At 72.4% G+C, this 13,452-nt stretch carries 7 protein-coding genes; 3 read left to right on the top strand and 4 right to left on the bottom strand.

Going from position 1 to position 13,452, the window contains the following annotated elements; translation table 11 throughout:
- Positions 1–118: 118 nt before the first annotated feature.
- The 3 genes from JW592_RS20640 to JW592_RS20630 form a co-directional block, all read right to left on the bottom strand.
- Positions 119–817, bottom strand: coding sequence for a GntR family transcriptional regulator (locus JW592_RS20640; protein ID WP_209266655.1), 699 nt, complete (start codon positions 815–817; stop codon positions 119–121).
- Positions 818–840: 23 nt separating this feature from the next.
- Positions 841–4,500: a hydantoinase B/oxoprolinase family protein gene (locus JW592_RS20635; protein ID WP_209266654.1), complete on the bottom strand. Its 3,660-nt coding sequence runs from the start codon at positions 4,498–4,500 to the stop codon at positions 841–843.
- 122 nt (positions 4,501–4,622) lie between these two features.
- Positions 4,623–6,101, bottom strand: a complete 1,479-nt coding sequence (locus tag JW592_RS20630) for a HEAT repeat domain-containing protein (RefSeq protein ID WP_209266677.1) — start codon at positions 6,099–6,101, stop codon at positions 4,623–4,625.
- A 303-nt stretch (positions 6,102–6,404) separates the two neighbouring features.
- On the opposite strand from JW592_RS20630, the gene JW592_RS20625 reads away from it, so the two are divergent.
- A complete protein-coding gene (locus JW592_RS20625; RefSeq protein ID WP_209266653.1) occupies positions 6,405–7,982 on the top strand; it encodes a PP2C family protein-serine/threonine phosphatase in 1,578 nt (525 codons plus the stop codon).
- Positions 7,983–8,095: 113 nt separating this feature from the next.
- Here JW592_RS20625 and JW592_RS20620 read toward each other — a convergent pair whose 3' ends face one another.
- A complete protein-coding gene (locus tag JW592_RS20620; protein WP_209266652.1) occupies positions 8,096–9,661 on the bottom strand; it encodes a DNA-binding protein NsdB in 1,566 nt (521 codons plus the stop codon).
- A gap of 249 nt (positions 9,662–9,910) precedes the next feature.
- Here JW592_RS20620 and JW592_RS20615 point away from each other — a divergent pair, with 249 nt between their 5' ends.
- Both JW592_RS20615 and JW592_RS20610 read left to right on the top strand, forming a co-directional pair.
- Positions 9,911–11,113, top strand: a complete 1,203-nt coding sequence (locus JW592_RS20615) for an aminoglycoside phosphotransferase family protein (RefSeq protein WP_209266651.1) — start codon at positions 9,911–9,913, stop codon at positions 11,111–11,113.
- 231 nt (positions 11,114–11,344) lie between these two features.
- Entirely contained in the window at positions 11,345–13,411 is a 2,067-nt protein-coding gene (locus JW592_RS20610; RefSeq protein ID WP_209266650.1) for an N-acetylmuramoyl-L-alanine amidase, read from the top strand.
- Positions 13,412–13,452 lie beyond the last annotated feature (41 nt).

Here is a 13,452-nt window from a genome sequence, read left to right as displayed (position 1 = left end):
GACAGATTAAGCGGTCGCACTGACAAGATCCGAAACGGCACGGTTGTCACGGCCTGGGACGGCCTGGGGCGGTTGTCCCGCCCGTCCGTGGCCCTGGGTGCCGCTCGCGGCCGACCGGTCAGCCTAGCCGGTGGGCGTAGCCCTCGGCGAGCCGACGCCGGGAGTCGTCGAGATAGACGGCGAGCTGCCGCTCGGCGCTGGGGGCTTCGCCGCGCTGCAGCGTACGCAGAATCTGCTCGTTGCGCGGCAGATAGGGTTCGTGCAACTGGCGCGGGTCTTCCATCATGTGGAACACCAGCCGCAGTTCGGCCAGCACTCCGCGCATGATCTCGTCGGCGCGCGGGCTCCCGGCGAGCGCGACCAGCGCCTGATGGAAGTGCATATTGGCGGTTCCCAGGTCGCGCCACCGCTGTTCGGCAGCGGCGTGCCGCCCCGCCGCCACGGCCGCCTCCATGGCCCGCATGGCCTCCGGCGGGTAGGGCGGCGGGGCCAGTTGCCGCAGCGTGGCGCACTCGACGAGGCGGCGGACACGGTAGAGGTCCTCCAGGTCCTCCACGGTGAGCGTGCGCACGAACATGCCCCGGCTGAGCTCGTGCACCAGCAGCCGCTCGTGGGTGAGCAGCCGGAACGCCTCGCGGAGGGTGTTGCGCGAGATGCCCAGGGCGCTGCCGATCTCCTCCTCGGCCAGCCGCGTACCGGGCCGGAAGCGACCTTCGGTGATCCGGGTCCGCAGGATGCCCGCGACGCGCTCCGCCGTGCTGGTCCTGCCCAACTGCTCCCGCGCGCTGCTGAGTTCGTCCAGCACCTGGTTGCTCATGTCTGAAGTCAACCGCAGTTTCGTCAACGGGACAACGAATGACCCGGCCCAGCCGGCCTGCCGTAGCCGCCGCCTCCCGGGGTGTGCAGCACCAGTGCGTCTCCGGCGCCGAGTTCGGCCACATCGCGCCCGCCCAGTGCGGTGCGGGTGCCGTCCGCGCGCTCCACGGTGTTGGCACCCAGCGCACCCGGGCTTCCGCCCGCCATCCCGTAGGGTGCCACGCGCCGGTGGCCGGTCAGCAGTGCGACCGTCACCGGCTCCAGGAAGCGCAGGCGCCGCACCACGCCGTCGCCGCCGCACCAGCAGCCTGCGCCCCCGCTGCCGCGGCGCACATGGAAGTCCTCGACCCGCACCGGGTAGCGGAACTCCAGCACTTCGGGGTCGGTCAGCCGCGAGTTGGTCATATGCGTCTGCACCGCGTCCGCACCGTCGAAGCCGTCCCCGGCCCCGGAGCCGCTGGCGACCGTCTCGTAGTACTGGACGCGCTCGTTGCCGAACGTGACGTTGTTCATCGTGCCCGAGCCCTCGGCCTGGACGCCGAGCGCGGCGTAGAGGGCACCGGTGACGGCCTGGGACGTCTCGACGTTGCCCGCCACCGTGGCGGCCGGGTAGCGGGGCGCCAGCATGGAGCCCTCCGGGATGCGCACCTCGAGCGGGGCGAGGCAGCCGCTGTTGAGCGGGATGTCGTCGGCCACCAGCGTCCGGAAGACGTACAGCACCGCCGCAGTCACCACCGAACTCGGCGCGTTGAGATTGTCGTCGCGCTGCGGCGAGGTGCCGGTGAAGTCGAGCAGGGCCGTACGGTTCGTGCGGTCCACGGTGACCGACAGCCGGATGACCGCTCCGCTGTCGGTCTCGTACGCGCAGCTGCCGTCGCGCAGCCGGGGGATGATGCGACGTACGGACTCCTCCGCGTTGTCGCGTACGTGCCGCATGTAGGCCAGTACGACGTCGAGGCCGAACTGCTCGGTCATCTTGCGCAGCTCCGCGATGCCTTTCTCGTTGGCGGCGATCTGGGCGCGCAGGTCGGCAAGGTTGGTGTCCGGGTCGCGGGAGGGGTGGCGGGCTTGGGTGAGCAGCGCACGGGTCTCCTCCTCCCGCAGCCGCCCGTCGCGCACCAGCAGCCAGGCGTCGAACAGCACGCCCTCCTCCTCCACGGTGCGACTGAACGCGGGCATCGACCCCGGGGTCAGTCCTCCGATCTCGGCGTGGTGGCCACGGGAGGCGACCAGGAAGAGCAGCCGTGGCTCCTTCGCGCCTTCCTTGTCCGCCCCCTTCGTACCCTTTTCGTCCCGCTCCTGGTCGAAGACAGGTGTCACCACGGTGATGTCCGGGAGATGAGTACCCCCGTGGTACGGATCGTTGACCGCGTAGACATCACCGGGGCGCATCTCGCCCTCTCTGCGCCGCAGCACCTCCTGGATGGACTCACCCATCGAACCCAGGTGCACCGGGATGTGCGGGGCGTTGGCGACGAGGTTGCCCTCCGGGTCGAAGAGGGCGCAGGAGAAGTCGAGCCGTTCCTTGATGTTGACAGAGTGTGCCGTTTTCTCCAGCCGGACACCCATCTGTTCGGCGATCGCCATGAAGAGGTTGTTGAAGACCTCAAGCCGCACGGGGTCGGCCTCGGTGCCCGCCGCGGGTGCCGCCTGCGGCGCCCGTACCCGGGTCAGCAGCAGATGCCCGCGCGGGTCGGCCGCGGCCTGCCAGCCGGGGTCGACCACGGTGGTCGCGTCGGCCTCCACGACAACGGCAGGGCCGGTCACGCGCTGTCCTGGGCGCATCTCCCCGCGCCGGTACAGCGGGGTCTCCCGCCAACGCCCGGCGGTGAACATCCGCACCACGTCGAGCGGTTCCGGACTGCCCTCGCCGGGTTCCGGCATGGCCGGGCGGGCGCTGACGGGGCCCGCTGTGCCGGTCGCCTCGGCCACCGCGGTGGCGACCACCAGCGGCTTGTCCATGGTGAATCCGTAGCGTGCCCGGTGCTCGGCTGCGAAGTTCTCCGCCATCCTCTCCGCACCGTCCAGCGATACGGTCAACGTGGCGTCCGTTCCGGCGTACCGCAGATGCAGTCGGGCAGTCGTGGTGATCGCCTCGTCGGGCAGCCCGTCGGCGCGCAGTTCGTCTCTGGTCTGCCGCCGCAGCCGGGCGCACAGCTCGCGCACACCGGCCAGCCGTTGCTCGGTCAGCTCGCTCTCGACGGACTGTTCGCGCAGTGCGGTGGCGTCCGCCACGCCGATCCCGTACGCGGACAGCACGCCCGCCAGCGGCGGTACCACCACCGTGCTGATGCCCAGTGCGTCAGCGACCGCGCAGGCGTGCTGCCCGCCCGCGCCGCCGAAGCTCGCCAGCGCGTAGCGGGTGACGTCGTGGCCACGCTGTACGGAGATCTTCTTGACGGCGTTGGCCATGCTGAGCACCGCGATCTGCAGGAAACCGGCCGCGACCTGCTCGGCCGTGCGCCCTCCGCCGGTCTGCTCGGCGATCCGCCGGAAGCCCGCACGGACGGCCTCGGTGTCCAGCGGCTGGTCGCCCTCGGGGCCGAAGACGGCGGGGAAGTGCGCGGGCTGGATGCGGCCCAGCATCACATTGGCGTCGGTGACCGTCAGCGGGCCGCCGCGGCGGTAGCAGGCGGGGCCAGGGACCGCGCCTGCCGAGTCCGGGCCGACGCGGTAGCGGGCGCCGTCGAAGTGCAGCACCGAGCCGCCGCCGGCCGCCACCGTGTGGATGTCCATCATGGGCGCGCGCATCCGCACTCCCGCGACCTGGGTGCCGTACACCCGCTCCAGCTCTCCCGCGTAGTGCGAGACGTCGGTGGACGTACCGCCCATGTCGAAGCCGATGACCCGCTCGTGCCCCACCTCGGCGCAGCTGCGGGCCATCCCGACGACGCCCCCGGCCGGTCCGGACAGCACGGCGTCCTTGCCACGGAAGTGCCCGGCCTCGCGCAGACCGCCGTTCGACTGCATGAACATCAGCCGCACCCCGTGCAACTCGCGCGCCACCTCGTCGACGTAGCGGCGCAGTACGGGCGAGAGGTAGGCGTCCACGACGGTGGTGTCCCCGCGCGGGACCAGCTTGATGAGCGGACCGACCTCGTGGGAACAGCTCACCTGGGTGAACCCGGCCTCTCGCGCCAGGCGGGCGACCTCACGCTCGTGCGCCGGGTGCCGGTAGGCATGCAGCAGGACCACGGCAGCGCTGCTGAAGCCCGCGCGGCGCGCCTGGCGCAGGGCGTGCGCCGCGGCGTCGAGGTCGAGCGGCTGTACGACGGTTCCGTCGACGCCCATCCGCTCCGGCAGTTCCACGACACGGTCGTAGAGCGCCTCGGGCAGCACGATGTGGCGGTCGAAGATGCGCGGCCGGTTCTGGTACGCGATCGTCAGGGCGTCCCGGAACCCCCGGGTGGTGAGCAGGACCGTCGGCTCGCCCTTGCGCTCCAGGAGGGCGTTGGTCGCCACGGTGGTGCCCATCTTGACGGCGTCGATCCGGTGCGCCGGAACGGGCGCCCCGGGCGGCACCTCGAGCAGCCTCCTGATGCCCGCCACTGCGGCGTCCTGACCGGGACGCGACGGATCGTGGGAGAGGACCTTCTCACTGACGAGCGTCCCATCGGGCCGTCGCCCGATCACGTCCGTGAACGTTCCGCCCCGATCGACCCAGAACTCCCACCGTCCGCTCACCCACCCATGGTGCCCCGGTCGGGCCGGGCCCGCCGCGTCCTGCGTACCCGGACAGCACAGCGGGAGGGACGCGTACCCCGTCAGAGGCATCGCCTCACCGGGACAGGCTCCGCGGGGGCGGCCTACGCGGGCGGGGTGAGGCGGCCGCGGATGATGGTCTGGACTCCGTCCTCCTCGGCCGGGTCGGCGGCGAGCCGCCGCAGCCGCTCCACCACCCGCGCGTCCCCGGTGGCGGCGCACTCGGCGGCGACCTGGCGGGTGGACTCCTCGCAGTCCCACAGGCACTCGATGGCGAACCCGGCGGGGAAGGACGGGTCGGTGGCGGCGAGCGAGCGGGCGGTCCGCCCGCGCAGCTGGGAGGAGGCGGTCTCGCGGTAGATGTGCCGCAGCACGGGGGCCGCGCAGCCGATGGACAGGCGTCCGGCACCGTCCACGAGCGGCCACAGGGCCGGGCTGTCGGGGCCCTCCAGACGGATGGTGCGGCGCAGTGCGGCGAGGACGGAGTCGGCGTCCTGCTCGCCGCCCCGGCAGGCGAGCATTTCGGCCGCGGCGGTTGCCAGCCCGGGCGGCAGGGTGCCCTCGGCTGCCGCGGTCCACCGCCTGGCCCGCTCCAGCGCTGCCAGGGACCGCATACGGGCGAAGGAGGAGACCGCGGCTTGTGCGACGGTCTCACACGGGTCGGCGGCGGCCCTCTCGATCAGGTCGAGCACCTCCGGATCGTTCCGGTCGGCGAGGTGGCGCAGGGCTGCGGCCCGTGCGGCCTCCTGGGGGCCGCGTGCGGCGTCCAGCAGCAGCGGCCTGTCCTCGGGTCCTGCGACGGCGGACAGACAGCGTGCCGCCGGAGCCTCACGGTGCTGGCGTGGGTGCTGTTCGTAGCCGTCCTGGGCCCATTGGAGGATCTCGCGCACGCTCCAGCCCGGACGGGGTCCGGGAGTGCGGAGCTGGCGCTGCCAGCGGTCGAAGGAGCGGCATTCCCGGGCGCGCCGCAGCCGGTCGGCCTGCTCGGGGTGTGCGGAGTCCTCGGCCCACAGCCGCCAGGGCCGGGGCTCGAAGGCGTCACGAGCGGCCGCGGCGAGTTCGGCGTCGCCCTCGGGGGTCTGCGGGAAGCGGGCCAGGATGGCCGGTCCCAGGGGGCGCAGCCCGGCGTCGTCGTCGCGAACGGCGAGTTCATCGAGGGCCCACTGCCAGTTCGTGCCGGTGGTGGCATAGCGGCGCAGCAGCCGCAGGGGGGCGTTCTCCTGCCAGCTCTCGCCCTGGGCGGCCGCGTAGGAGGCGAGGTGGCCGAGGACGGAGAGCGCGAGGCCGGTGCGGACCTCGGCCTCTTCGGGGGTGCACAGCAGGTCGGCGGGGTCGAACAGGTGTGCGGCGAGGTCGTCGAGCCCGGCGTCCAGCTCCCTGTGCAGACGGGCGTAGTACAGGGAGCGGTGTTCGATCTGCCAGTCGCGCCTGGGGTCGTGCAGGACGCAGTGCCGCAGCGCGCTGAGCGCCTCGGCGCGCGGCGCCGCGAGGGCGTGCAGCGTCCCGTCGCCGCGGCCCCTCTGGAGGAGGCCGAGCAGCGTGCCGCTGGGCGCTATGTCTGAATCGACGGAATCGACGAACATAAGAGTCAGCATCCGGTGCGGGGTATTCGACTGGCAACGGGATTTCCGTTGCCGGGCATTCTTGCCGGTGACCGCGGTTCTACTCCTGCGTTTTACCTTTGGGAGCGGGCGCCCCGGTCAAGAGCTGGAGCCTACCCGGAAGCAAAGATTCCGCCGACCCCGCGGCCCTCCAGGGACATATGCCGGCGACTCACCGGGACATATGACAGCAGCACCACCGCATCGAGTGTGGCCGAATCCCTTACGGGCAGTCGCGGGCTGTGTCACAGTCGTAACCGACTCTCCCCCGTATCGGAGTTCTCTATGGCCTCCCATCTCCATGCGGACCGCTCAGCACCGCAGCCACCGGACCCCGGCACGCTGGATGCCCTGATCAGCCAGGCGCGCACCCTGCGCGGCCGCCTCGACGCGGTGCGGCGGGGCGCTGGAGGGAGCGCGGGCCGAGGGACCGAGCCGGACCCCGGGGTGGCCGGTGCGGACCCGCGCACGCGGTGGCAGCGCGCGCTGTGCGAACTGGCCGTGCACCAACTCGACGACCTGGGCAGCCAGCTCGACCAATTACGCGCGGGCATGCCCCCCGAGGCCCCCAGGGCGTGGCCATCCGCCGATCAGCCGCCCGGCCCGACATCCGAGCGGACGCCCGGCGCCGCCTACGGCACGCATCCGTCGCCGGACCGGGAGCGGCCCTCCGAGCTGGTGGGCCGGGTCGGCAGCGCCGAGTGGAACCTGCTGACCGACGGGGTGGCCTGGTCCCCCGAGCTCTTCCGGATCTTCGGCAGGACCGAGGAGGACGGCCCCCTCACCCTGGACGAGCTGCCCTCCTGGGTCGTCCCGGAGGACCAGACCGCGCTCGCCACCGCGTTCACCGACTGCCTGGTGGACGGCAGGGCGATCGACCGCGAGTTCCGTCTGGTGCGGCCCGACGGCTCCGTGCGGACGGTCCACATGGTCGGCGAGCCCGTGCTCGACGACGACGGGGGCACCGCCTCGATGTGGGCGGTGGTGCGGGACGTCAGCGAACTGCGGCGCAGTGAGCACGCGGTGCACGAGAGCCGGGACCACCTCCAGCGCGAGCGGCACATCGCGCAGACCGAACGCAGGCTCGCCGTCGAGCTGCAGGAAGCCGTGCTGCCGCCCTGGCGCGGCTCCCTCCGGTTCCCGCACGGCGACGAGCGTGTCACCGGAGCGCTCGACCTGGCGGCGCACTATCTGCCGTCCGCCTCCAGCGCGCTGATCGGCGGCGACTGGTACGACGCGATGGAGCTGCCGGACGGTGCCACGCTGCTGACGGCCGGCGATCTGACGGGGCACGGTGTCACCGCGACCTCCGGCATGGCCATGCTGCTGGGTGCCGTGCGCGGGATGGCGCTGGCGGGTGTGCGGCCCGACGCGCTGATAGAGCATCTCAACCAGTTGCTCGACTCCTCGGCTCAGCCGTCCCTGGGCAGCGCCCTGTGCTGCCGCTACGAGCCGCGCTCGTGCACGCTCACCTGGGCGCAGGCGGGCCACCCGGCGCCGCTGCTGTTCCGGGACGGCGCGGGAAGAGTGCTGCGGCGCCCCGAGGGCGTGCTGCTGGGCGTCACTTCAGGAGCGACGTACGAACAGCGCACCGAACGGCTGCGGCCCGGCGATCTGCTGGTGCTGCACACCGACGGGCTGGCGCCCGACGACGCGCAGGAAGCGCCTACGGGCGCGGAGCCGGGGGACGGTGTGCCCCGTAAGCCGGGACTCCACGCGGGCAGTGCCCGCATGCTGGGCCTGGCAGCGCGGTTCGCCACGGCCGGCTCCGCGCAGGAGTGCGTCCGGGTGGTCGCGGAGGAGTTCGCCGACCGGGAGCGCGAGGACGACGCCTGCGTCCTGGTCGCCCGCGTGACGCCGTGAACCGCAGCGCGGCTGTCCCGGTGGGCGCGCGTGGTGCGGTGAGCCGCGTGGTGCGGTGAGCCGGTGAGTCGGCCCGGCCCGCCGAGGCCCTCCGACTCACGCCCGCTGCCGCCTCACACGGACCTGACTCCTCTGGAGCCACGTGCGCTGCGGATGTCCCGGATGTCGCCGGGTGCCCGCTTCAGCTCGTCGGCGTCCTTGAGACCTCTGCCGCTCCGCGAGGGTTTCGGCGCCCGGGGCAGCGCCTCCTGGATCTCCGCGCGCAACTCCTCGATCTTCCCGTAACCGGCGTACTGGCCGGTGAGCCGGTACATCTCGCGCAGCCGGTCCCAGGTGCGGTGCGAGGAGTTCTCGTTGATGGACAGCAGCGCCAGGCGGGCGTAGCGGTCCGCCTGCTCCGGGTCGTCGGAGATGAAGCAGGCCGAGGCCATCGAGATGTAGTCGAAGATCTGGGAGCGCTGCCGTCCGTCCGCACGGAGCGCCAGGGCCCGTTTGGCGTGCTGTTCAGCCGTCCGGGCCGCGACGGGCTCGTGGTCGGCGAGCGTACGGAAGGCCAGCGCCTCCATACCGTACAGGTCGGCCTCGTCGAACATCTGCATCCAACTGGGCGGCGACACATCGCCTTTGTCCGAGGCGAACAGCTCCTCGGCCTGGCCGAGGGTGCGCCGCATCTCCTGGCCACGGCCCATGGACGCCTGCGCCCACGCCTCGATGGTGCGGAACATGGCGCGGGTGCGGGGCAGCGCCTCGTCACCGGAGCCGGACTGGGCGAGCTGCACCAGGTCGAGCGCGTCGTCGGGACGGCCCAGGTGCACCATCTGCCGGGCGGCGCGCGAGAGGGCCTCGCCGGCGCGCGGCCGGTCACCGCCCTCCCGCGCCGCGTGCGCGGCGATCACGAAATACTTCTGCGCGGTGGGCTCCAGGCCGACGTCGTGCGACATCCAGCCCGCGAGCACCGCGAGATTGGCCGCGACGCCCCACAGACGGCGCCGCAGCGGCTCGGGGTGGTGGTAGGAGAGCATCCCGCCCACCTCGTTGAGCTGGCCCACCACGGCCTTGCGCTGGAGGCCGCCGCCACGCGCGGCGTCCCAGGCGCGGAAGACCTCGACGGAGTGCTCCAGCGCCTCGATCTCCTGTAGCCCCACCGGGGCTGCCTCGTAGCGGTCGTAGGACGAGTGTCCGGCCGCTACGGCCTGGGGCCCTCCTGCGGCACCCCGCGCAGCGGCCCTCGCCGGGTCCGTGCTGAGCCAGTTGTGCATGGCACTGCTGAGTGCCGATCCTGCGGCGAGCGCGGCGCCCGCACCCACCAAGCCGCGTCGGTTGAGCATGAGGTCCATTCCCGTGAATTCGGTGAGGACCGCGGCGATCTGTCCGGACGGCAGGGGCAGCCCTTCGACGGGCTCCGACTGAGCTGCCTGTCCCGGCCTGGTGAACCCGAGGTCCTCGATGGTCACGACACGGCCGAGTCGCTCGGTGAACAGGGACGCCAGCACCTTGGGCACCGGATCGCGCGGGGTCTCCCCCGTGTCGATCCAACGCCGCACCCGTGAGGTGTCCGTCGCCAGCTGCGCGTATCCCATCGCCGCGGCCTGCCGGTTGACCAGCCGGGCGAGCTCGCCCTTCGACCAGCCGGCCAGGGCGAAGAGGTCCGCGAGACGTGCGTTGGGTCCCTTTGTCACATCAAGCCCCCAGGTTCTCGGCTGTGTTGACAGTAGCTTCCGTACGGGTCGGTACGGCGGCCCCGAGCGCATTCGCCAGGGTTCGCCAGGGTCCGCCAGATGGTGTGCCACCCGCGCCGGGGTGTCCTGTAGGAACGCGCCACCCCGGTCGCTGCCGTCCGGCCGGCATTCCCCAGGGTGCACAGGCTCTGGACGGATCGCCGGGGAGGCGCGGAAACCCGTCGGCACACGAAGGGATCTCGCGCGCCCATGTATTCAGCCTCATCCCCCGTGTCCGTGCAGCGCCGACCGAGTGCGGCCCCCGCGCCGCAGCCGTACGGAAGGGGACCGGCAGTGCTGGCTCCCGATCCGTCGCGCGATCCCTCGCGCGGGCCGGGCAGGCCCGGCCCGCGCGCCGGCGCACGTATGGGCCTTCGCGCGCCCGGTACCGTGTCCCAATCCGTCAGCGGGAGGCTGGACTTGTCCGGCCAGCAAGGCGCGCAGCTCCGTGCCGCCATCGCCTCGATCCACCGGATCTGCCCGGACTTCACGCCGGTCCAACTGCTGCGGAAGCGAGGGCGCTCGGTACTGCTGGCCGGAACAGCGGGCCGCAACACCGTCATCGCCAAGTGTCTGCTGGACCACTCCCCCGCCTGGGCCGAGCGCTTCCAGCACGAAATAGCGGCCTATCGCGCGTTCGTGCGGCACCGGCCGCCTGTACGGACCCCGCGGCTGATCGCCGCCGACCCGGACACCTGCACATTGGTGATCGAAAGGGTGCCCGGCAGGGTGGCGGCAGCGCAGCGGCACCCGTTCGAGGCTCCGCCGAACGCGGACCTGCGAGCGGTGATCGGCGCTTTCCGCCGGGTCAACCAGTGGGAGCCGCCGCCCTCGCTGTTCGAACGGCCCCTGGACTACCCGGCGCGGCTGTCCCGCTTCCACGAGCAGGGGCTGCTGACCGACCGGGACCTGGACGACCTGCAGAAGCTGCTGCACGGACTGGCGCAGTCCCGCTGCCCCGGCGGTCGGCGGGGAGTGCCCTGGCAGTTCTGCCACGGGGACGCCCTGCTGACCAACGTGATGCTCGGTCCGACGGGGCCCTCGCTCGTCGACTGGGAACACGCCGGCTGGTACCTGCCCGGCTACGACCTGGCGTCGCTGTGGGCGGTGCTCGGGGACGCGCCACTGGCGCGCCGCCAGCTCAGCCAGCTCGCCCAGGCGGCCGGCCCCGCGGCACGGGACGCGTTCCTGGTGAACCTCATGCTGATCCTCACCAGGGAGATCCGCACCTACGAGATGGCGGTGCAGCGCACCATGCGGGAGCCCTCGGCGCAGGTCGCGGCCGAGGCAGCGGCGGCGGTCAGGGCTGGTGGGATTCCGACGGGCGAGGAGCAGCGGCTGCTGCTGCGCAGGCTGCACGACGACTGTGCGACCGCGCGGCGGGCCGTCCGTGCCGCGGTCGGCACCCGCTGAACCGGATGAGGTCACCCGATCGGGTGGGGCGCAGCGGCGTCACCGGTCTGCACCGGTGACGCCCCGGGTACCCGTCACACCCGGTCACCCGGTCGACGTGCGACGTTTCCCGCCGGTCTGTCGGCCGAATGTGTGCGTCGTGCGGAATGATTGACGGATCGTCGGCAAATGGGTACGTCTGAGGACTGCTCGCGCACGTGATCCCACGGCGCCCAGTCCGAGGAGGCGGCATTGCCACGATCCGTCCGTGCCCCTGACAGCACCACCGCCGACGACGGCCGCAGCGACACAAGCGGCGGCAAGCCAACCGGCAGACGCAGCGACAGACGCAGCGACAGACACCTCAGTCGGCGCGGTGCCCGCGGCGCGGTCGTCGGCGCGGCGGCAACCGCCCTCGTCGTGCCGTTGCTGGCGGCCGGCACCAGCGCGAGTGCCGAGCAGCCCCGCCAGGACACGCTCCAGCAGCAGTTCGCCGCTGCCGCCGACCGCTACCACGTGCCCGAGAAGGTGCTGCTCGGCGTCTCGTACCTCCAGTCGCGCTGGGACACGCACCAGGGCGCGCCCAGCGTCTCGGGCGGTTACGGCCCGATGCACCTCACCGACGCGCGTACCGCGCTGGCCTCCTCCCGGCAGCACGGCCACACCGGTTCCGAGGACGCCCGGGGCGACAGCGCGCGCCCCGCCAAGGTCGCCGAGGAGTCGGCCACGCCGAAGCGGCCGGGGAAGCTGCCCGCACGGCTGCGCACACTGGAGCGCGCGGCCGAGCTCACGGGGGTCTCCCCCGGCCGGCTGCGCACCTCGACGGCGGCGAATGTGCGGGGCGGTGCCGCGCTGCTGGCGGACGCCCAGCGGCGGCTGGGCCACCCGCTGAGCGCCGAGCCCGCCGACTGGTACGAGGCCGTGGCCGCGTACCCGGGTGGCGGACGGGGCGGCCCGGGCGCCACGGCCTTCGCCGACGATGTATTCGATGTGCTGCGGGAGGGTGAGCGCCGCACCACCGACACCGGCGAGTCGGTCACCCTCCGGGCCACGCCGAAGCTGCGCGTCCCGGCCGCCGCCGACCGGGCACGCCACGCGGACAGCCGGGCCGAGTGCCCGCGCAGCGTGGACTGCGAGTGGTACCCGGCGCCGTACGAGAAGTGGACGGACAGCAACGGCGAGGAGGACTACGGCAACCACGACAAGGCGCGGCGGCCCCGGTCGCAGAAGATCGACTACATCGTCGTGCACGACACCGAGGGCAGCTACGAGACGACGCTCGATCTGGTGACCAATCCCAAGTACGTCTCGTGGAACTACACGCTCCGGTCGTCCGACGGCCATGTGGCGCAGCATGTGCGCAACAAGGACGCCGCCTGGCACGCCGGTAACTGGTACGTCAACTCCAAGTCGGTCGGGCTGGAGCACGAGGGCTTCCTGACCGACCCGGACGCCTGGTACACGGAGGCGATGTACCGCAGTTCGGCGCGACTGGTGAAGTACCTCGCCAAGCGGTACGACATCCCGCTGGACCGCCAGCACATCCTCGGCCACGACAATGTGCCGGGCCCGACGGCGTCCAGCATCAGGGGCATGCACACCGACCCTGGTCCGTACTGGGACTGGCAGCACTACTTCACGCTGATGGGCAAGCCCTTCACGCCCAAGGCCGGCCCGCGGTCCGGCGTGGTGACGATCCGGCCCACCTACGACGAGCACAAGCCGCTGTACACGGGATGTGAGTCAGCGGGCAAGCCCTGCCCGGAGCACGGCTCGGCCGCCGTTCGGCTGCATGAGGCGCCGGACGCCTCGGCGCCGCTGGTCAAGGACGTCGGGCTGCGGCCGGACGGCTCGCCCTCGACCACGGGGGTCAACGACACCGGGGCCCGGGCCACCACCGGCCAGCAGTACGCCGTGGCGGACCGGAAGGGCGACTGGACGGCGATCTGGTACCTCGGCCAGAAGGCGTGGTTCCACAACCCCGCCGACCAGCCGACCGCTGTTCCGGGACGGGGCGCCGTGATCACCCCCCGTGCCGGGCGGGACGAGATCCCGGTGTACGGGCGCGCCTACCCGGAGGCATCCGCCTTCCCCGAGGGCGTACCCGTGCAGGCGCTCTCGCCGCTGCCGTACAAGGTGGCGGCCGGGCAGCGCTATGTCGCGGGCCTGAAGACGTCGGGCGAGTACCTGTACGCGGTCACCTACGACCCGGACGCGAAGAACTTCCAGGTGGTACGGGGCAAGCAGCGGTACTACCAGATCCAGCTCGGTCACCGGGTGGCCTTCGTCAAGGCCGAGGACGTCCGCGTCCTGCGCTGAGCGGGGCGTCCGCCGGGTGTCGGTGACAGCCGGGCGGGCGT

The sequence above is a fragment of the Streptomyces spirodelae genome, from assembly GCF_017676385.1.
Lineage (GTDB): Bacteria > Actinomycetota > Actinomycetes > Streptomycetales > Streptomycetaceae > Streptomyces > Streptomyces spirodelae.
Note: the sequence above shows the minus strand (reverse complement) of the source record. Positions and strands in the feature narration are given on the sequence as shown.

Coding starts and splice junctions, on each gene's coding strand:
- JW592_RS20615 (WP_209266651.1), top strand. CDS start 9,911: ATGTATTCAGCCTCATCCCCCGTGTCCGTGCAGCGCCGACCGAGTGCG.
- JW592_RS20630 (WP_209266677.1), bottom strand. CDS start 6,101: ATGTTCGTCGATTCCGTCGATTCAGACATAGCGCCCAGCGGCACGCTG.
- JW592_RS20625 (WP_209266653.1), top strand. CDS start 6,405: ATGGCCTCCCATCTCCATGCGGACCGCTCAGCACCGCAGCCACCGGAC.
- JW592_RS20640 (WP_209266655.1), bottom strand. CDS start 817: ATGAGCAACCAGGTGCTGGACGAACTCAGCAGCGCGCGGGAGCAGTTG.